This is a genomic window from Streptomyces sp. NPDC055140 (assembly GCF_053607285.1).
In genome coordinates this window covers 252377-272160 of the sequence record NZ_JBSGTG010000003.1, presented here as the reverse complement: position 1 = coordinate 272160, position 19784 = coordinate 252377, and the positions used below count along the sequence as shown (strand labels likewise).

The 19784-nt window shown below is 70.3% G+C and carries 16 protein-coding genes and 2 tRNA genes; 12 read left to right on the top strand and 6 right to left on the bottom strand.

Going from position 1 to position 19784, the window contains the following annotated elements:
- Nucleotides 1-52: 52 nt before the first annotated feature.
- Together ACWFR4_RS08925 and ACWFR4_RS08920 are read right to left on the bottom strand one after the other, a co-directional pair.
- Nucleotides 53-1555, bottom strand: a complete 1503-nt coding sequence (locus tag ACWFR4_RS08925) for an ABC1 kinase family protein (protein ID WP_453651657.1) — start codon at nucleotides 1553-1555, stop codon at nucleotides 53-55.
- A gap of 41 nt (nucleotides 1556-1596) precedes the next feature.
- Complete coding sequence (locus tag ACWFR4_RS08920) at nucleotides 1597-2790, bottom strand: ThiF family adenylyltransferase (protein WP_453651655.1); 1194 nt, start codon at nucleotides 2788-2790, stop codon at nucleotides 1597-1599.
- A gap of 301 nt (nucleotides 2791-3091) precedes the next feature.
- On the opposite strand from ACWFR4_RS08920, the gene ACWFR4_RS08915 reads away from it, so the two are divergent.
- The 4 genes from ACWFR4_RS08915 to ACWFR4_RS08900 all read left to right on the top strand — a co-directional run bounded on the left by ACWFR4_RS08915 (nucleotide 3092) and on the right by ACWFR4_RS08900 (nucleotide 6985).
- Nucleotides 3092-3688, top strand: a complete 597-nt coding sequence (locus ACWFR4_RS08915; RefSeq protein WP_116510229.1) for a M48 metallopeptidase family protein — start codon at nucleotides 3092-3094, stop codon at nucleotides 3686-3688.
- Nucleotides 3689-3841: 153 nt separating this feature from the next.
- Nucleotides 3842-5521: a TerD family protein gene (locus tag ACWFR4_RS08910; RefSeq protein WP_453465670.1), complete on the top strand. Its 1680-nt coding sequence runs from the start codon at nucleotides 3842-3844 to the stop codon at nucleotides 5519-5521.
- Nucleotides 5522-5532: 11 nt separating this feature from the next.
- Nucleotides 5533-6213 carry an AIM24 family protein gene (locus ACWFR4_RS08905; protein WP_266673918.1) on the top strand — a complete coding sequence of 227 codons (681 nt, stop codon included), beginning with the start codon at nucleotides 5533-5535 and terminating at the stop codon, nucleotides 6211-6213.
- A 16-nt stretch (nucleotides 6214-6229) separates the two neighbouring features.
- Complete coding sequence (locus ACWFR4_RS08900) at nucleotides 6230-6985, top strand: AIM24 family protein (RefSeq protein WP_453465668.1); 756 nt, start codon at nucleotides 6230-6232, stop codon at nucleotides 6983-6985.
- Nucleotides 6986-7056: 71 nt separating this feature from the next.
- Here the strand turns inward: ACWFR4_RS08900 and ACWFR4_RS08895 are convergent, their stop codons facing one another.
- Together ACWFR4_RS08895 and ACWFR4_RS08890 are read right to left on the bottom strand one after the other, a co-directional pair.
- A complete protein-coding gene (locus tag ACWFR4_RS08895) occupies nucleotides 7057-7581 on the bottom strand; it encodes an NUDIX hydrolase (protein WP_453651653.1) in 525 nt (174 codons plus the stop codon).
- Nucleotides 7578-9041, bottom strand: a complete 1464-nt coding sequence (locus tag ACWFR4_RS08890) for a zinc-dependent metalloprotease (RefSeq protein WP_453651651.1) — start codon at nucleotides 9039-9041, stop codon at nucleotides 7578-7580. The genes ACWFR4_RS08895 and ACWFR4_RS08890 overlap by 4 nt, the downstream gene beginning before the upstream one ends.
- A 190-nt stretch (nucleotides 9042-9231) precedes the next feature.
- Here ACWFR4_RS08890 and ACWFR4_RS08885 point away from each other — a divergent pair, with 190 nt between their 5' ends.
- From ACWFR4_RS08885 to ACWFR4_RS08870, 4 genes are all read left to right on the top strand, one after another.
- Nucleotides 9232-10344 (top strand): SDR family oxidoreductase, encoded by a 1113-nt coding sequence (locus ACWFR4_RS08885; RefSeq protein WP_376257990.1) that lies wholly within the window; start codon nucleotides 9232-9234, stop codon nucleotides 10342-10344.
- A 120-nt stretch (nucleotides 10345-10464) separates the two neighbouring features.
- The gene (locus ACWFR4_RS08880; RefSeq protein WP_453465662.1) at nucleotides 10465-10929 is read left to right on the top strand and encodes a molybdenum cofactor biosynthesis protein MoaE; all 465 of its coding nucleotides are present in this window, start codon (nucleotides 10465-10467) and stop codon (nucleotides 10927-10929) included.
- Nucleotides 10930-11076: 147 nt separating this feature from the next.
- Nucleotides 11077-11313 (top strand): hypothetical protein, encoded by a 237-nt coding sequence (locus tag ACWFR4_RS08875; RefSeq protein WP_453651649.1) that lies wholly within the window; start codon nucleotides 11077-11079, stop codon nucleotides 11311-11313.
- Nucleotides 11314-11338: 25 nt separating this feature from the next.
- Entirely contained in the window at nucleotides 11339-12427 is a 1089-nt protein-coding gene (locus tag ACWFR4_RS08870) for a YlbL family protein (RefSeq protein ID WP_453651647.1), read from the top strand.
- Between the two features lie 62 nt (nucleotides 12428-12489).
- Here ACWFR4_RS08870 and ACWFR4_RS08865 read toward each other — a convergent pair whose 3' ends face one another.
- Complete coding sequence (locus tag ACWFR4_RS08865) at nucleotides 12490-13032, bottom strand: PPA1309 family protein (RefSeq protein ID WP_453465658.1); 543 nt, start codon at nucleotides 13030-13032, stop codon at nucleotides 12490-12492.
- A 140-nt stretch (nucleotides 13033-13172) separates the two neighbouring features.
- Between ACWFR4_RS08865 and ACWFR4_RS08860 the strand changes: the two genes are divergently transcribed.
- The 4 genes from ACWFR4_RS08860 to ACWFR4_RS08845 all read left to right on the top strand — a co-directional run bounded on the left by ACWFR4_RS08860 (nucleotide 13173) and on the right by ACWFR4_RS08845 (nucleotide 18573).
- Nucleotides 13173-16151 carry a UPF0182 family membrane protein gene (locus tag ACWFR4_RS08860; RefSeq protein WP_453651860.1) on the top strand — a complete coding sequence of 993 codons (2979 nt, stop codon included), beginning with the start codon at nucleotides 13173-13175 and terminating at the stop codon, nucleotides 16149-16151.
- 43 nt (nucleotides 16152-16194) lie between these two features.
- Nucleotides 16195-16268 (top strand) — tRNA-Met (locus ACWFR4_RS08855).
- Nucleotides 16269-16478: 210 nt separating this feature from the next.
- The gene (locus tag ACWFR4_RS08850; RefSeq protein ID WP_453651645.1) at nucleotides 16479-18347 is read left to right on the top strand and encodes a sel1 repeat family protein; all 1869 of its coding nucleotides are present in this window, start codon (nucleotides 16479-16481) and stop codon (nucleotides 18345-18347) included.
- A 152-nt stretch (nucleotides 18348-18499) separates the two neighbouring features.
- Nucleotides 18500-18573: transfer RNA gene (locus ACWFR4_RS08845), tRNA-Met, on the top strand.
- Nucleotides 18574-18641: 68 nt separating this feature from the next.
- On the opposite strand, the gene ACWFR4_RS08840 is transcribed toward ACWFR4_RS08845, so the two are convergent.
- On the bottom strand, nucleotides 18642-19778 hold the full coding sequence (locus ACWFR4_RS08840; RefSeq protein ID WP_453651643.1) for an ABC transporter substrate-binding protein: 1137 nt from the start codon (nucleotides 19776-19778) through the stop codon (nucleotides 18642-18644).
- Nucleotides 19779-19784: the final 6 nt, after the last annotated feature.

The following is a 19784-nucleotide window of genomic DNA, read 5'->3' as shown; positions in this document are numbered from 1 at the left end:
TCCCTCCCCCCCCCCGGCCCCCTCCCCACCCCGCCCCGCCCCCAATTTTTGATCACGCCTCAGCAGCCGAGGCGCCCTCGGTTGTCCCCGCGCTCGCGGCTGCTTCCGCGGCTATGTCTTCGACCGTGCCGACGGCCGTGCCCTCGACCACGTCGTCGGTTGTGCTGCTGGTCGCGCCCTCGATCGTGCCGTGAGCCTTGGCGCCTGCCGTCTCGTCAACCGGCTCCTCGTCCGCCGCCAGGAAACCCGGTAGCCACTTCTCCAGTTCGTCCCGTAGCCGTACCGTCGCGCCGAGTTGGCACAGGACTCCGATGGTGCTGAGGGTCACGCGATGTATCAGGAGGTAGGAGGGCGGCAGGTTCAGCTGCTTGCCGAGCTGGTGGGCGGGGGAGCGGAGGTCGGCGATGCGTGCGGCCTGGCTGCGCATCCAGCCGCGGGTGAAGGTGAACTCGTCGACCAGGGCCGGCTCGATGATCGGCAGCAGGTACTCGAGCACCGCGTCGGGTTCGAGGTCGATCGTCTCCTTGACGAATCCCTCTGTGCGCAGCAGTTCGTAGACCGCTTCCGCGTTGCCCGCCAGAGTCATACGCAGTGAGGTGCCGATGGTTTCGGGGAGGCCGCCGGGGAGCCTGTCCACGGTGCCGAAGTCGAGGACTCCCAGTTGCCAGCCGTTCTTCTCGTCGGGCAGCAGTCGGAAGTTTCCCGGGTGCGGATCGGCGTGGAGCAGGCGGGTGCGGGCCGGGCCCGAGAACAGGAAGCGGGCGAGGAGCTGTCCTGCCCGGTCCCGTTGTTCGTCGGTGCCGTCGATGATCACCTCGGAGAGCGGGGTTCCGTCTATCCATTCGGTGATGAGGACCTGGTCGCACTGGTGCACCACGTCGGGTACGTGCACATCGGGATCGTCGGCGAACTCTTCGGCGCAGGCCCGCTGGGCCTGTGCCTCCAGCCCGTAGTCGAGTTCCTCGGACACGCGGTCGCGTAGTTCTGTGATGAGCGGCTTGATGTCCATGCCGGGGATCAGGGGGCCGAGGAGGCGGGCGAAGCGGCCGAGTTGGTTCAGGTCGGAGAGCAGGGCCTCGCCGGCTCCCGGGTACTGCACCTTGACGGCGACCTCGCGGCCGTCGTGCCAGATGGCGCGGTGGACCTGCCCTATCGACGCGGCTGCCGCGGGCTTGTCCTCGAACTCCAGGAAGTTCTCCAGCCAGTCGTCGCCGAGCCGTTCCGCGAGGACGGCGTGGACCGTCCTGGTGGGCATCGGGGGCGCGGCTTCCTGGAGTTTGGTCAGCGCGGCGCGGTACGGGCCTGCGACCTCCTCGGGGAGGGCGGATTCGAAGACGGACATGGCCTGCCCGAACTTCATGGCGCCGCCCTTGAGCTCACCGAGAACCTTGAAGAGCTGGTCCGCCGTGCGCTGTTGCAGTTCCCGCCCGACGATCTCGGCCGACTTCCCGCCGATGCGTTTGCCGAGGCCCCAGGTCGCGCGCCCGGCGAAGCCGAGTGGCAGCGCGGCCAGTTTGGCGGTACGGGTTACCGCCTTCCGGGGAAGATCAGACATGCGCCCCTCCAAGTCCCAGCCTGCCGTGCCGCCAGCGGCGGTTACCCGGCCATTGTGTCGTGCTGCTCTCCACCCTTGGAGGTCTGCTCCCCCTTACTTCTCCCACCTGCTCCGCATGAGCAGTCCGGATGCGCCCATACCGGGCGGGCATGCCAGTCGAGTCCGGGGGCCGACGCCTCCCAGCGCGCGCCGGTGCTGGACGGCAGTTCGCCGTCGAGGAAGGCCAGTGCGTGTGCGGCCGTGAGTCCGGCGACGGCCGTGGCGAGCGCCAGGTCGCATGCGGGTACCTGGAGTTGACGTCCGGAACGCCATTGGGCGAGCAGCCGCGGCCAGGTCGGGTCGCGGTCCGTGCGGTCCAGCGAGAGGCAGCCGGCGCAGGCGGTGCCGCCGGGCAGTACCAAGGGGCCCACGACTCCGGTGGCCTCGACCACTCCGGCGTAGAGGTGGGGCGTGCCCGAGGCGATGAGTTCTTCGGCGGCCAGAGGGTCGGGGGTGTGGGCGGACAGACCGTCGCGCGGGGCGATGATCACGAGGGAGAGGGCCGGTTCCTCGGCTGGGGGCAGGGCTTGGATCTCTGAGGGGGAATGGGGCTGGGCTTGGGACGGGGGCGGGCCGGAGCGGCGGTCGGGGCGGGGTGGGCGGTCGGGTGCGGCCTTGCGTGCGGCTCGGTACGCGGCCGTGTCGCGGCGTTCTCCGACGGATTCGACGGGGAGTCCGCCCGGCGCGACGTCCCACGGTTCGACGCAGCCTCCGTCGCGCACGTCGACGTGGCCGACGCCGGCGGCGGACAGGACGGACGCGATGACGGTCCCGACGCGGCCGGTTCCCCGGACCTGGATCCGCATGCTGCGGCGGGCCGCCAACTTCCTTGCTCCCGCAGCTGGTTCGGGGGACAGGACGGTGAGGGCCGCGAGGTCGGGGCGGAGTCGGTCGAGGACTTCTTGGCGCTTGCGGAGCGCGTCGAATGCCGGGCCGCCGCCGGTGGCGTCGTCGAGCAGTCCGGCCCTGGTCAGCCGGTGGAGCAGGGCGTCGACATGACCGTCGGGCAGTCCCATCCGGCGGCCTTCGTCGCGCAGACCGGGCACGCCGCGGGTTCCGTCGAGGAGGGTGAGGAAGGTGCCGGTCGCGGTGTCGACCGGGCCGAGTACGACGGCGTGAGCGGGTGCCACGCCGAACTGGACGGTATTGAGGTCGCGCCAGCCGCGTCGCAGCGCGGGTTTCAGGATCGGATGCATGGCTGTCGGCGGTGAAGTGCCCATCTGTTCCCCCGTGATGTGCCTGTGTTCTCGCTCTGGCGGTCAAGTTGATGAGGGCGGTCAAGTTGATGAGGTTGGTGAAGTTGGTGACGTGACCGTGGTCCGGAATTCGGGTGGTGTCTCGGTCGATTGCCAGGATGCACGGCGGGGGGAATCCGTGTGAAAAGTTATCCACAGAGGGTGGGTGTTAGTCGTATAAATCGCGCGGGAGGGGTGCGGGGCCGCACCGAAGACTCCCGGAGTCGGGACTTCCGCTATGTGCAGCGGGTAACGTCGGGGCGTGCCCGCCGACCCACTGCACCGTGCCACGAACACGCAGCGCAGCACGACCAGCCCGCCGCCGAGCGGCCCGAGGGCGAGCGCGGTAGAGGTCCGCAGAAGCGCCCGGCGGCGCCGGACGGTCTCCGCCTATCGCGAGGGTGACCGGACCGTCGTCCTCATTCCGGCCCGCATGTCGGAGGCCGAGGAGAAGCGCTGGGTCAACGTCATGCTCGACAAGCTGGCCGCGCAGGAGAGCAAGCGGGTCCTGGGGGACGCGGAGCTCGCCGAGCGGGCGGAGCGGCTGTCCGAGCAGTGTTTCGAGGGCCGGGCCCGCCCAACGTCCGTGCGCTGGGTGACGAATCAGAACACGCGTTGGGGATCGTGCACGCCGTCCGAGGGCAGCATCCGGCTGTCGCACCGGCTGCAGGGCATGCCGGAGTACGTCGTCGACTACGTACTCGTACACGAGTTGGCGCATCTGCTGGTGCCGGGGCACGGGCCGCGGTTCTGGCGTCTCCTCGAGGCGTATCCGCGCACGGAGCGGGCGCGGGGCTATCTCGAGGGTGTCGTCGCGGCCGACCGGCTGCCGCACCTGCCGGCCGCTCGCGAAGAGTGACCGCAGAGGGGTGACCGTCCGTCGCCCCTTCGCTGATTCCGCCCGTCACGTGCCCGTTGTGTACCAGGGCTGTACCGGCTGCCGCCGCTGTCAGCGTTAGCGGTTAGCCTGACGCGACGTATTCACCTTCGGGATGGGGGACGGTCGTTACGCATGGCCAGGGAATTCCAGCGCGGCCACAAGGCCAGGATCAGTGACCTCACCGCGGGCACCGATCTGTACGTAGGTGTGCAGATCACGGGGCCCGGGCTGACCTTCGACATCAGCTGCTTCGGTCTTGACGCCGACGAACGGCTCTCGGACGACCGGTATTTCGTCTTCTTCAACCAGCCGAAATCGCCCGAGGAGTCGATTCAGCTCCTCGGTGCGCAGGCCGGCGACAGCGAGTCCTTCCGCGTCACCCTCGACCGGATCCCGGCGAACATCCAGAAGCTCTCGTTCACCGCGACGATCGACGGTGCGGGGCAGATGTCGCAGATCGCCCCCGGATACGTACGGATCGTCGCGGGCGGCGAAGAGGTCGCCCGCTATTCGTTCAACGGCACGGAGTTCTCGACCGAACGTGCCGTCATGCTGGGCGACTTCTACCTGAAGGACGTCTGGCGGTTCGCGGCCGTCGGGCAGGGGTTCGACGGTGGACTCGACGCGCTGCTGAAGAACTTCGGCGGTGAGGTCGCCGAGGAGGAGCCCGCTGCGGCGCCGCCGCAGCAGCAGTCCGGTGCGCCGTCGTTCGCGCCGCCCGCGCAGGCCACGGCGCCACCCGCGTTCGGCGCGCCCGCGACGCCCGCGCCCGCCCAGCAGGGCTACGCGCCGCCGCAGGGAGCCACGCCGCCGCCTGCGCCCGCCCCGGCCCCGCCGTCGGTGCACGCCGCGCCGACGATCATCGCGCCGCTGGCCACACCGCCCGGCACCATGCAGCCGCCGGCCGCGCCCACCCCGCACGCGCCGCCCATCGGACAGGTGCCCGGTCAGACCGCGCCCCCGGGCTACGGGCAGCCGACCGCGCCTCCCGGCTACGGGCAGCAGCCCCAGGCGCCGACCCCGCCCCCAGGCTACGGCCAGCCGACCCCGCCTCCCGGCTACGGGCAGCAGCCGCCCGGTCAGTTCCCCGGTCAGCAGGGCGCTCCGTCGCCGTACGGGGCACCTCAGGGTGTGCCACAGGGCGGAGGTGCTCCCGGTGTTGCCGCCGCGCTCTCGGCGTTCCGCGAGGCGCCCACCGGTCAGCGGTGGACCCTGCAGAACAAGAAGCTGATCCGCGTCGACCTCGGTGCCAGTGACCAGCCGGTGCTCGCCCGTCAGGGCAGCATGGTGCTCTACCAGGGCAAGGTCGAGTTCAGCTACAAGGGCGCGGGCTTCGCCGGCCGGATCGTGGGCAACGTGACCGGCCAGGAGATGCAGCTGATGCGCTGTACCGGCCGCGGCCAGGTCTTCCTCGCGGAAGAGGCCACACATCTGCACCCCATCGAGCTCCAGGGCGACGCGATCTGCGTATCCGCGGAGAACGTGCTGGCGTTCGACGAGAGCCTCCAGCACGAGGTGCGCCGGATCGAGGGGCACGGCATTCCCGGCGGCGCCCTGTTCGTCATGCAGTTCCAGGGCACGGGCACGGTCGTCGTCAAGACGCACGGCACGCCCGTCGTGCTGCCCGTGACGCCGACGACGTTCGCCGACTGCAACGCGGTCGTCGCCTGGTCGGCCGCCGCGCAGGCGATCGTGTCCAGCCAGGTGCGCATGCGCTACAACGCCTACCCGGGACACAGCGGGGAGAGCGTGAACCTCCAGTTCCGGGGTGCGCCAGGGAACTTCATCGTCGTCCAGCCGTTCGAGGTCTGAGGGAGCCCGTCATGAACCAGCCGCTCGCGGGCTACGCCCCGACCCCGGTAGCCGCCCGCATGGAGAACCACGGCGCCAACATGCTCAAGGTCGCCATGCAGACCGGTAACGACCTCCTCGCGCGCGTGGGCTCGATGGTCGCCTACGAAGGGTTCGTCCAGTACGAGCCCAACCCGCCCGCCGTCCGCCAGATCGCCCGCGACTGGATCACCGGCGAGGGCGCGCCCCTGATGAAGGCCACCGGAGACGGCATCCTCTACCTCGCCGACTACGGCGCCGAGATCGTCGTCATCAACCTCGGCGGCGACTCGATCTCGGTGAACGGCACGAACCTGCTCGCCTTCGACGCGCACCTCCAGTGGGGCGTCGAGCGCGTCAAGGGCCTCGCCAAGTTCGCCGGCCAGGGCCTGTGGAACATCAAGATCTCCGGGCAGGGCTATGTCGCTCTCACGTCCCGGGGCACCCCGATCGTCGTCGACTGCGGCCGGGGCGAGGACGAGACGTACGTCGACCCGGACGCGCTGATCGCCTGGTCCCCGAACCTCAAGGTGAAGGGCAAGCGCAGCTTCAAGGCCGGCTCGCTCATCGGGCGCGGCAGCGGCGAGGCCTACCAGATGGGCTTCTCCGGGGAAGGCATCGTCGTCGTACAGCCCAGTGAGGACAGCACCGACCGCCTCCGAGTCCGGGGCTGAGGGGGAACGGAACACCATGCAGAGCCCGCTTTTCGCGCACTCCGAGCTGCAGACCCAGGAGCGCTACGCCGTCCAGAACCCGCAGATGCTGCGGGTCACCCTGGAAGGCCACGACGACATCCTCGCCCGCAAGGGCGCCATGGTCGCCTACCAGGGGCTTGTCGAGTTCGACGGCGAGATCCAGACCTCCGGTCAGCGGCGCGCCCGCGCCAACACGGGTGAGGGCCTCGACCTGATGCGCTGCCACGGGCAGGGCACCGTCTACCTCGCCAACCTCGCCCAGTACATCCACGTGGTGGAGGTCGAGCAGGACGGTCTGACCGTGGACAGCAGTTACGTCCTCGCGCTCGACTCCTCGCTCAGCCACCAGGTCGTCGCCGTCGACAGCCAGTACGGCATCTCCGGCTCCGGCAAGTACCAGCTCAACATCACCGGGCGCGGCAAGGTCGCCCTGATGACGTCGGGGCAGCCGCTGATGCTCCAGGTCACCCCGGACCGTTACGTCAACGCCGACGCGGACGCGGTCGTCGCCTGGTCCAACGGCCTGCGCGTGCAGATGCAGGCCCAGACGCACTCCTCCGGAGTGTGGCGGCGCCGCGGCAACACGGGCGAGGGCTGGGAGCTCAGCTTCATGGGCCAGGGCTACGCCCTCGTGCAGCCCAGCGAGCTGCTGCCCCCGCAGAACGCGGTGATCGGCCAGGGCCTCGGCGCCCAGTACGGCATGGGCCAGCAGGGTGCCCGCGGCCAGAACCAGGGCAACGTCTGGAGCTGACCCCCGAGGGGTGACCATGAGTCATGTGTAAGGGGCGGCCACCGCAGTGGCCGCCCCTTACACATGCCCGCTCACAGTCGGGCGCGCGTCGCCTCCACCAGGCGCACGACGGACTCGTCCGCCACTCCCGCGACCTGGTCGTACGGGAACCAGCGCAGATCGAGCGACTCGTCACTGATGGCGGCCACCGCGTCGGCGGGAGCGAGAGCCGCGTACTGCGTGTCGAGATGCCGCGTGCACGGTCCCGGGATGGGATGCCGGTCGAGCCGCACGGGGCCGCCCGGCAGGAGCGTAAGCCCAGGGATGCCGGACTCCTCGGTCGCCTCCCGCAGCGCGGCGTCGGCGAGCGTCAGGTCACCCGGCTCGCAGTGGCCTCCCATCTGCAGCCACATCTGGAGCTTCTTGTGCAGCGTCAGCAGCACCCGCCCGCGGGACGGGTCGACGACCAGCGCGCTCGCCGTCAGATGCCCGTCCGTGCAGGCCTTCCACATGCCGTCCTCGGGATGGGCCGAGAGGTGGTCCAGGTACGCCTGGCACAGCTCGGGCTGGCCCTCGTAGGCCTTCAGTACGAGGACCGCGTCGTCGTGCAGCGTCACTTGCCCTCGTCGCCCTTGGAGTCGTCCTTGGAGCCGTCCGCGGGACCGTCGTCCTTGGAGTCGTCCTCCTTGGAGAGGTTCGGCTTGTCCAGACCGCCGCGCGCCGCCTCGCCGAGCATCTTGTCGATCTCGGAGAAGTCCAGCTGCTCGCGGTGCACGAAGCCGTCCGGGTCGTCGAGGTCCGAGGCGGTCGGCAGCATGTCCGGGTGCGCCCACAGGCCGTCGCGCCCGTCCACACCGCGCGCGTCCGTCAGCGAGGCCCACAGCCGCGAGGCGTCCCGCAGACGGCGCGGACGCAGCTCCAGGCCGATCAGCGTGGCGAACGTCTGCTCCGCGGGGCCACCGGTCGCCCGGCGGCGGCGCAGCGTCTCGCGGAGCGCGTCGGCCGACGACAGGCGCGGCTTCGCGGCCGCGTGGACCACGGCGTCGACCCAGCCCTCGACGAGCGCGAGAGCGGTCTCCAGGCGGGCCAGGGCGGCCTTCTGCTCCGGAGTGTCCTCCGGCTGGAACATGCCCTGCTGAAGGGCCTCCTGCAGCTGCTCCGGGTTCTGCGGGTCGAGCTGGCCGACCGCGTCCTCCAGCTTCGCCGTGTCGACCTTGATGCCGCGCGCATACCCCTCGACCGCGCCGAACAGGTGCGAGCGCAACCACGGCACGTGCGAGAAGAGCCGCTGGTGGGCGGCCTCGCGCAGCGCCAGGTAGAGCCGCACCTCCTCCTTGGGGATGCCGAGGTCCTTGCCGAACGCCTCGATGTTCACCGGCAGGAGCGCCGCCTTGCCGGCCGGGCCGAGCGGCAGACCGATGTCGGTCGAGCCGACGACCTCGCCCGCGAGGACGCCCACGGCCTGCCCGATCTGCGAGCCGAACATGGCGCCGCCCATGGAGCGCATCATTCCGATGAGCGGGCCGGCCATGGCCTGCATCTCCTCGGGAAGGACGTCGCCCATGGCCAGGCCGACACGCTCGGCGACCGGGTCGACGAGTTCCTTCCACACCGGGAGGGTCGCCTCGACCCACTCGGCACGGCTCCACGCCACCGCGGACCCGGCGCCCGACGGCAGCGACGTCGCGTCGTCGAGCCACAGGTCGGCGAGGCGCACGGCTTCCTCGACCTGCGAGCGCTCGGCGGGGCCGACACTCGCGTCCTTGGTGCCGTCGGCGGTGCCTTGGGAGACCGTCTGACGGGCGATGTCCTTGGCCATCTCCCAGTTCACCGGGCCGCCCTCGTAAGAGAGCATCTGGCCGAGCTGCTGGAAGGCGGCTCCCAGGTCATTGGGGTTCAGGGAACCGAACATCGCGGCGAACGGGTTGTCCCCGCCGCCCGCGCCGGGCAGTCCTCCGAAACCGAAGGGGTTGGCAGGGCCCTGACCGCCACCGCCCTGCTGATCCTTCTTCTTGCCCTCGTCGCCGTCGTCCGGCTCCTCCGGCGGAAGGCCGAATCCGAATGGGGTGTCACTCACGGGATTCCTCGGCTGGTAAGGCCACCGGTTCTGTCCCGGCGGCGTTTGCCCGACTACACACCCAGCGTAGACACCGTGGCGCGATCGGGCCTCGGTGCTCCGCCGACTCACGGCCTGCGGCAGGATGGATGCCTCCTGGTACGTACGCGTCATACACGTTCGTACTGAATACAACCGCTGGAGACGCCCGGTGAGTTCCCCAGATCCACAGGTTCGCGCAGCGCGAAACCCTTCGACCAGTTCCGGGGGGCGTGGCCCCGTCGTCGCCGTCACCGGTGCCGCCTCCGGCGTTGGCGCGCTCCTTGCCGAGCGCCTCGCCGCATCCGACGAGATCAAGCAGGTCCTGGCCATCGACGAGCGGCGCGGCGAGTGCGCGTCCGCGACCTGGCACATCCTTGACGTGCGCGACCCGGCGATCGCCGAGAAGCTGCGCGGCGCGGACGTCGTCGTGCACCTCGCGCTCGACCTCGACCTGGAGACCGACCCCGCCGCCCGTACGGCGTACAACGTGCGTGGCACCCAGACGGTGCTCACCGCCGCGGCCGCCGCCGGTGTCCACCGTGTAGTCCTGTGCACCTCGGCGATGGTCTACGGAGCGCTCGAGGACAACGAACTGCCGCTCTCCGAAGACGCCGAACTGCGGGCGACCGCGGAGGCCACCGGCGTCGGCGACCTCCTTGAGGTCGAGCGGCTCGCCCGACGCGCACCGCGCGCCCACCCGGGACTCAATGTGACCGTGGTCCGGCCCGCCACCCTCGTCGGTGGCACTGACACCGCCCTGACCAGGTACTTCGAGTCGCCACGGCTCCTCGTCGTGGCGGGATCCCGGCCCGCCTGGCAGTTCTGCCACGTCGAGGACCTGTGCAGCGCCCTCGAGTACGCCGTCCTGGAGAAGGTCGAAGGGGAACTCGCCGTCGGCTGCGACGGCTGGCTGGAGCAGGAGGAGGTCGAGGAGCTCAGCGGGATCCGCCGCATGGAGCTGCCCTCGGCGGTCGCCCTGGGCGCCGCGGCCAGGCTTCACCGGATCGGGCTCACCCCGTCCCCCGCCGGCGACCTCGCGTACACGATGTACCCCTGGGTCGTCAGCGTGAGCCGGCTGCACGACGCAGGATGGCGCCCCCAGTGGACCAACGAGGAGGTCCTCGCCGAACTCCTCGAAGAGGTCGCCGGACGGCACACCGTCGCGGGCCGCCGCCTCGGGCGCAAGGACGCGACCGCCGCCGGAGCGGCCGGAGCCACCGTCGCCCTGCTCGGCGCGGCCGCCGTCGTGCGCCGGGCCCGCAAGGCCAGGCGCAGGATCTGACGGCCCGGCCCCGGCCGGCTCCCGGACCGGCTCGCCTGTAGGAGGCTCCAACCCACTACGCGCGCGTGCCGGTGGAAAGCGCTATTCCGTGCCGGTGGCCGCGTACGGCACGATGACCTCATGGCACGCACCACGAACGACCACCCAGGAGAGCAGTCGGCGCGGGACCCTATCCGGCTCATCGCGATCCGAGACACGCCCTTGTCCGTGGACGAGGTGTTCCGGGCCGTCGGGGAGGACGCGGCGGGCGGTACGGCGCTGTTCGTGGGGACGGTGCGCAATCACGACGGCGGCGCCGACGTCGACGCGCTCGGGTACTCGTGCCACCCCTCCGCCGAGGCCGAGATGCGGACCGTCGCCGAGAAGGTCGTCGCCCAGTTCCCGGTGCGCGCGCTCGCGGCCGTCCACCGGGTGGGCGATCTGGCGGTCGGCGACATCGCGGTCGTCGTCGCCGTGTCCTGCCCGCACCGCGGCGAGGCCTTCGAGGCCTGCCGCAAGCTGATCGACGACCTGAAGCACGAGGTGCCCATCTGGAAGCACCAGAAGTTCTCGGACGGCACCGAGGAGTGGGTCGGCGCCTGCTGACCTCCCGGACCCCGGCCACGATCACCGCCTTCGCCCACTCGGGCGGTTCCGGTTGCGTAACCGCACCCCTGCGGCGAGCGTTGACGCAGCGGATGGTTAATCTGCTGATCAGTCAGTTGTAGTGGCTCATGGGGTCGGAGGTCCGGCATGGCAGCGCTCTTGTGGCTGCTGATTCCGCTTGTCGCAGGGGTCGGCGCCGGTTTGTGGGGCACTTGGGCCGCACGGAACCGCAGGACCGGCGACGTGACGGAACTCAACGGGTACGCCCGCTTCCGCGAGGCCATGGAACGCACACACACCGGGACGGAAACGGATCCCCTCGCCCCGGCTGCCGGCTCGCTGCCCGGGGTCGAGTCCCGGACGGACGCCCCAGCGGTGCACTGACAGACCGGTCCCGTACTGTCGTTCCATGCCACGCCGCACCGCGACGATGCTCGCCTCGACCCTGATGCTGATCGCGCTGCTCTGCGCGGGAGTGCTCATCAAAGTTCCGTATGCGGAGATGACCCCGGGACCGACGGTCAACACGCTCGGGGACCACGACGGCGAGCCGGTGCTCCAGATCTCCGGCCGCAAGACGTACCCGACGACCGGTCACCTCAACATGACGACGGTCCGGGTCACGAGCGCCGACTACAACATGAACCTCGTCTCGGCGGTCTACGGCTGGCTCGCGCACGACAGCATCGTCGTGCCGCACGCCACGCTCTACCCCGACGGCAAGACCGAGCAGCAGTCCTCGCAGGAGAACGCCGAGGAGTTCAGCCAGTCCCAGGAGAGCGCCAAGGTCGCCGCCCTGAACGAGCTGAAGATCCCCGTGAGGTCCTGGGTGATCGTTCAGTCGGTCATCAAGGGCAGCCCTTCCGAGGGACGGCTGCACGCCGGTGACGTGATCAGGGCCGTCGACGGCGCCAAGGTCGAGAAGCCGGCCGACGTCGCGAAGCTCGTCACCAAGCACAAGCCGGGCGAGGACGTCTCCTTCACGATCGTGCCCGTCAAGGACGCGGCCGCCGCCGAGAAGGAGGGCAAGCAGGCCACCCGTACGCGGAACGTCACGGTCACCACGGAAAAGGCCAAGGACGGCCGCGCGATCGTCGGCATCCAGGCCGGCACCGATCACACGTTCCCGTTCGCCATCGACATCAAGCTCGCCGACGTCGGCGGCCCCAGCGCCGGACTGATGTTCGCGCTCGGCATTGTCGACAAGCTGACGCCCGAGGACCTCACCGGCGGCAAGTTCGTGGCCGGCACGGGCACCATCGACGACGACGGCAAGGTCGGCCCGATCGGAGGCATCCAGATGAAGACCGTCGGGGCCCGCGGCAAGGGCGCGCGCTACTTCCTGACCCCGAAGGACAACTGCGCCGAGGCGGCCAAGGACGTCCCGGGCGGACTCACCCTCGTCAAGGTCAACACCATCGACGACGCGATGAACGCTCTCAAGGACATCCGTTCGGGCAACACCGCCGACCTGCCGAAGTGCACGGTCAAGGGGTGACAAGACGTTCATGAAGGGGGCGCCGCACACCGTGCGGCGCCCCCTTTCGTGCGGGGAGGGTGTTACTCCGCGAACGTCGCCGCGAGAGCCTCGGCCAGGCCCGGGACCAGGTCCGACCCGGTGAGGACCTCGGTGGGGGAGTCCTTCTCGCGCAGGCGCAGCGCCGACTCGCGCGCACCGTCACGCAGCACCGCGACCGTCATCCGGACCTCCTGACGGCCCGGGTGCTTCGCCACCCACCGGGCGAGCTCCGCCTCACCGAGGCCCTCCGGAACGGACGCCTCCGCGGACGGCGGCAGCATCAGCCGCTCCACCGTCAGAGCGCAGCCGACGACCGGGTCGGGCCAGGCGATGGTGCCGAGGAACTCGTCGAGCGGCTTGTCTGCGGGCACCTCGTCCTGCTCGATCGGGGTGAAGGCCGCGGTCTCCTGCTCGCCGTCCAGGCCGAGCTGGGCCGCGAGGCCGGGTTCCTGAGCCCGCAGGCGGGCGGTGTCGACGAGGGCGAAGAGGCGGGCGGGCTGGTTCCAGCCGAGGCCGGAGGCGTACTCGTCGATCTCGAGTACGGCCCGGGTGAGCGGGCTGGCTGCCATGGGAGTGTTGGACATGGTCACAATCCTGCCTCGTTAGTACCCGGAACCGGGAACTGAGTAAAGCGTGAGTAAGTTGCATAGGTGATGGGTCCGCGATCACGGGGGCCTGACCGATCGATTTCGAACTTTTCGAGGTGCGCACCTTGGCTTTCCAGATGCCGGACCGCGGCGGAGGCCCGACGGGGCCGCGGATGAGAGTGGGCCGACCGTCCCGGCGAGTCCGTTCCCTGCTCATGACGCTCGGCGTCCTTGCCGCACTGGGCATGGTGTTCGTCATGTTCGCAGGGTTCTGGACCGACTGGCTCTGGTACCGATCGGTCAACTACTCGTCCGTCTTCACGACCACCCTGTGGACGAAGATCGGGCTGTTCTTCGTCTTCGGACTGCTGATGGCGATCGCCGTCGGACTGAACGTCTGGCTCGCGCACCGGCTGCGGCCCCCGCTGAGCGCCATGTCGATGGAGCAGCAGAGCCTCGACCGGTACCGCATGAGCATCGCGCCGTACAAGAAGTGGCTGCTGGTCGGTATCACGGCGCTGGTCGGCCTCATCGCGGGCGCCTCCGCCGCCACCCAGTGGCGTACGTGGCTGATGTGGGTGAACGGCGTGCCGTTCCACCAGAAGGACCCCCAGTTCCACCTCGACGTGGCCTTCTACGCGTTCAACCTGCCGTGGTACCGGTTCCTGCTCGGCTTCGGCTTCGCGGCGACGATCCTCTCCCTGATCGCGGCCGCGCTGACCCACTACCTGTACGGCGGGCTGCGGATCACCAGCCCGGGCGCGCGCGCCACCGCCGCGGCCACCGGCCATCTCTCCGTGCTGCTCGGCGTGTTCGTGGCCCTCAAGGCGGTCGCGTACTGGCTCGACCGGTACGGGCTCGCGGTGAAGTCCAGCGACTTCAAGGCCACGGACAACTGGACGGGCCTGCGGTACGTCGACGCGAACGCGTATCTGCCCGCCAAGACCATCCTGTTCTGCATCGCCGTGATCTGCGCCGTGCTGTTCTTCGCGACGCTGTGGCGGCGCACCTGGCAGCTGCCCGTCATCGGCTTCGGCCTGATGGTGCTCTCCGCGATCCTGATCGGCGGCCTGTACCCGGCCATCGTCCAGAAGTTCCAGGTACAGCCGAACGAGCAGTCCAAGGAAGCCCCGTACATCGAGAAGAACATCGAGGCGACCCGCAAGGCGTACGGGATCGCCGGGGTGTCCCCGGTGGACTACACCGGCAAGGGCACGGTCAAGGACTCCAAGAAGCAGCGCACGGACGCCGACTCGGCGGCCAGCTACCGGGTCAACGATCCGAACGTGGTCTCGCCGACGTTCCAGCAGCTGGAGCAGGAGCGGAAGTACTACCAGTTCCCGAAGACCCTCGACGTCGACCGCTACAAGGGCCAGGACACCGTCATCGGCCTGCGCGAGCTCAACCTCGCGGGCGTCGAGAAGCGGAACTGGATCAACGACCACTTCACCTACACGCACGGCTTCGGAGCGGTCGCGGCCAAGGGCACGCAGACCGACCCGGACTCCCCGGGCGCACCCCTGTTCACCGAGTCGGGCCTGCCCGCCGGCGGCAGCCTGGGCTCGTACCAGCAGCGGATCTACTACGGCGAGAAGACGCGCCAGTACTCGATCGTCGGCGGGCCCCAGAAGGAGCTCGACTACGAGCAGGACGACGGCACCCAGAAGACCACGAGCTACAGCGGCAAGGGCGGCGTCGGACTCTCCAACCCGATCACCCGCGCCGCGTACGCGGTGTCCTTCAGCGAGCCGCAGATCCTGTACTCGGGAGCCATCGGCGACGGCTCGAAGATCCTGTACAACCGCACGCCCAAGGAGCGCGTCGAGGCGGTCGCCCCCTGGCTGACCATCGACGGCGACGCGTACCCGGCGATCGTCAAGGGCAAGATCCAGTGGGTCGTCGACGCGTATACGACGTCGAACGGATACCCGTACGCGTCCCGTACGACGCTCGGTGACACGACGGCCGACTCCCTCAACGAGGGTGACAACCAGCGCGCTGTGGTGGCCCAGCAGAACCAGGTCAACTACATCCGCAACTCGGTGAAGGCCACCGTCGACGCCTACGACGGCACGGTGAAGCTGTACACATGGGACGACAAGGACCCGGTCCTCAAGACCTGGAAGAAGGCGTTCCCCGGCACGGTCGAGCCCAAGAGCGCGATCCCGCAGGAGCTCAAGGACCATCTGCGGTACCCGCAGGACATGTTCAAGGTGCAGCGCGAGCTGCTGTCCCTGTACCACGTCACGGACTCCGACCAGTTCTACAACGCGTCCGACGCGTGGCAGGTCCCGAACGACCCGACGAAGAAGGACAACAGCGCGGTCCCGCCGTACTACCTGTCCATGAAGATGCCGGGCCAGAGCGACCAGCAGTTCTCGCTGACGACGACGTTCACCCCGAGCGGGCGCCCCAACCTGCGCGCGTTCATGGCGGTCGACGCCGATGCCACCAGCAAGGACTACGGCACGATAAGACTGCTGCGGGTCACCGAGGACAAGGTCTACGGCCCGGAACAGGTGCAGAACAAGCTGAACTCCCTGTCGTCCGTGGCGAACTTCGTCCGCGACATGAAGGGCGCCGACTCGACGGTCCTGTACGGCAATCTGCTGACGGTGCCACTCGACAAGGGCTTCCTGTACGTCGAGCCGATCTACGCACAGGGTCGCAACGCGGAGTACCCGCTGCTGCGCAAGGTTGCGGTCTCCTACGGCGACAGAACCGGATTCTCCGACAACCTCGGGGACGCCCTGAACCAGGCGTTCGGCGTGGACGGCGCGCAGCCGGCCGAGCCGGAGAAGCCCGGTGGCGACACCACGACGCCACCGGAGAACTCCACCGTCAAGGAAGCCCTCGCGGACGCGGAGAAGGCCTTCGAGGACGGCCAGGCCGCCATGAAGAAGGGCGACCTGCACGCCTACGCCGACGCGCAGGACAAGCTGGAGGCGGCCCTCCAGCGCGCCGAGAAGGCACAGTCCGCGGCCGACAAGGCGGCCGGCGACGGCAAGGGCGCGGACAAGAGCGCCGACAAGTCCAGCGACAAGAGTGCTGATCAGAGCGCCGACAAGGACAAGAGCACGGACACCAGCACAGACAGTGGGGGCTCGAGCAGCTGAGCGAAGACCCGTCTCGCGCCGTGGTACGGTTTGAACACAACGGCGCGGGGTGGAGCAGCTCGGTAGCTCGCTGGGCTCATAACCCAGAGGTCGCAGGTTCAAATCCTGTCCCCGCTACTGAAGACAAAGGCCCGGATCCTGATCTTTCAGGATCCGGGCCTTCGTCGTGTGCGCGGGAACCGTCCGTACGTGCGAAGCGTGCCTCTCTCGGGGGTAGTTGAAGTTTTTGTGTTTCACTTATCTCTCTGTGGGCATGTCGACAAAACGCTGTAGTGACCTCACTGGCTGCGGTATACCAGGTGTACCCAGGTTGCAGGTGGTGCGACGATGGACGTTATGGGGGACAAGGCAACTCTGTTGGAGACAGGGCGGTTTGTGCAGCCGGCCGACCGGGAGGAACCCGGGGCGGCCGCCGAGGAAGCACGCCATCGGCCGGCCGCCGAGTCCGGCGAAGTCGAGGCGATGAGTGTCCTCGGAGCCATGCTGCTGCGCCGCGGTGACCTCGACGGAGCCGAGCCCCAGCTGCGCGCTGCCACCGCCGCGGGCGACCGCGCCGCCGCCAACAACCTCGGTGTCCTGCTGCATCAGCGCGGATACGCGGACGAGGCCGCCGGCTGGTGGCGCATCGCCGCCGTCGCCGGATCCGCCCCCGCCGCGCACGCGCTCGGCCGCCACCACCGCGAGCGCGGCGACGAGCCCGCCGCCGAATACTGGCTGCGGCAGTCCGCCGAACAGGGCCACGCCCTCGGCGCGTACGCGCTCGCCGACCTCCTCGAACACCGCAGCGATGTCGGCGCCGAGCGCTGGATGCGCGCCGCCGCCGAGCACGGCCACCGCGAGGCCGCCTACCGGCTCGCCCGCACCCTCGACCGGCGCGCCACACAGGAGCGCCCCGAGGGAGCGCTCCGTGGTGCGCCCGCGCCCGCCGACGACGACAGCGGCGCCCCCGGCGAGGCGACCGCGACCGGCGCCCGCAGGAAGCTGCCCGTGGCCGCGGAGGCCGAGCAGTGGTACCGGCAGGCCGCCGCGCGCGGACACCGCCGGGCCGCCCTGCACCTCGGCGCGATCCTGGAGAAGCGCGGAGAACTCAAGGAGGCCGGCCGCTGGTACCTGAACTCCGCGAAGGACGGCGAGCCCCGCGCCGCCTGCGCGCTCGGCTTCCTGCTGCGCGACGCCGGTGACGAGGAGAGCGCCGGGGTCTGGTGGCTGCGCGCCGCCCAGGAGGGTGACGGCAACGCGGCCAACGCGCTCGGCGCCCTGCACGCCCAGCGCGGCGAGACCCAGACCGCCGAGCGCTGGTACCGCGCGGCCATGGACGCGGGCGACATCAACGGCGCGTACAACCTCGGCCTGCTCTGCGCCGAACAGGGCCGCACCGCGCAGGCCGACCAGTGGTACCGGCGTGCCGCGTACGCGGGCCACCGCGAGGCGGCGAACGCGCTGGCCGTGCTGCTCCTCCAGGGCGGCGACGCGGCAGGCGCCGAACCGTGGTTCTCCAAGGCCGCCGAGGCGGGCAGCGTGGACGCCGCCTTCAACCTCGGCATCCTGTACGCGGGCCGGGGCGACGAGGGCGCCGCCCTCCAGTGGTACGAGCGGGCCGCGGCGGGCGGGCACACCGAGGCCGCGCTCCAGGCCGGGATCGCCCGGCTGCGCGACGGCGACGAGCGGGACGCCGAGCGGCATCTGCGGTGCGCCGCCGGCGGGGGCAGTGCGGAGGGCGCGTACCGCCTGGCCACGGTGCTCGACGCGCGGCAGCCCCCGGTCGGGCCTCCCGCGCTCGGAGAGTGCGTCAGTGAGCGCGCCGAGTGCGAGGAGTGGTACGAGCGGGCCGCCGAGCAGGGGCACCGGCGCGCGCAGGTGCGGGTCGGCATGCTGGCCGCGGCGCGGGGCGACATCGTCTGCGCGGCGCGCTGGTACCGCGAGGCCGCGGAGGCGGGCTCGCGCAACGGTGCGTTCAACCTCGGGCTGCTGCTCGCCCGCGAGGGGAGCGAGCCGGAGGCCGCGCTGTGGTGGACGCGCGCGGCCGACGCCGGGCACGGGCGCGCGGCGCTGCGGCTCGCGCTGTTGTGCGCGCGCCGCGGCGACCTCGTCGAGGGGCAGCGGTGGGCGCACCGGGCCGTGGAGCTCGGTCCGGCCGAGGTGTCCGAGCGGGCCGGGCGGCTGCGGGACGCACTGCGGTCGGAGCTGTCCGCGTAACGGAGGCATGTGAGGGTGCGGCGGAGGCCCGTCCGGGCCCCTGCCGCACCCCGATTCTCCGCCCCTGGTCCGCCCCTTTTCGCCCGCGCAGGCCAGGCGCCGGAAGGGATTTGCGCTGGTCGGGGGCGCTCGCGTAGAGTCGTGTTTACCGACGCGGGGTGGAGCAGCTCGGTAGCTCGCTGGGCTCATAACCCAGAGGTCGCAGGTTCAAATCCTGTCCCCGCTACTGAAGGCCTGAGGCCCGGAACCATTGGTTCCGGGCCTCAGCTCTGTTTCCGGCCGGGTGCGCCCGGCTCACGGCTTGTGGCCCACCGCCTCCCCGTACAGCGCCCGGTCCACGACCTTGTCCTCCGGCAGCGGGTCCCCCTTGGAGACGCCCGCCGCGCGGTACGCGGCCTGGAGACGGTCCGTCGTGCCCGCCCTGATCTCCCAGTCCATCCGCAGCGACGGCGTCGACTGCAATACGGCCTTGTCGGTCTTCAGGAGCCCGGCGAGGTCGGTGACGAACGCCGGGTCCTCCTTGTAGTCGCCCGCGAAGTACGTGTTGACCGTGCGGATGTACGCGCGCAGCAATGCGACCCCGGCGTCCGGGTCCTCCTTGAGGAGCTTCGGGCCGAACAGGAGACCGCCGAGGGGTTCGCCGAGCGGCTGGCCGCCGAGGAACGCGTACCGCTTGTCGCCGTCGACCTTGCGCCACACCGGGTCGAGCAGCCAGGCCGAGTCGACCCCGCCGTTCTGGAGCGCGGTCAGGACGTCGGCCGAGCCGAGCTGCTGGAACTGGATCTTGTCGAGACCGCCGCCGTGCTTCTTCAGCGCCTTGTCCATGGGGTACGAGATGACCGAGCCCTTGCCGATCATCGTGCCGAGCCTGCGTCCCGCCATCGGCACGTGGTCCGGGCTCTGCCCCTTCTTCAGGCGCACCCACATACCGCTCTTGGACTTCGGGTCCGGGGAGAAGTTCCCGGCGACCCACTTGATGTCGAAGCCGCCGCTGACGCCGTTCATCACCGCGGCCTCGGGCGCCGCCCACTGTGCGTCGATGTCCCCCTTGGCCAGCAGCGGGAGCGCGTCCGGGGTCGGCAGGACCTTCAGGGTGACGTCGAGACCCTCTTTCTTGAACTCGCCCTTCTGCACGGCCAGTTCGAGCGGGGCCACGTACTCGGCGCTCAGGGTGCCGGTCGCGATGGTGAGCTTGCGGGTCTTCGCGAGCTTCACCGGGGCCGGGGCGCCCTTGTCGCAGCGGGCGGGTGCGCGGTCGGCGGACAGGTCCGACGGATCGGTCCAGCCGGTCTTCCCGCAGCCCGCCACCGCCTTGACCGTGCGGGGCTTCGCGGCCGTGTCCGACGAGGAGTTGCTGTTGCCGCCGCAGCCGGCCGAGGCGAGCAGGGCGCCGGTCGCGAGCAGGGTCGTACAGACGAGTCTGGTGCGCATGGATTC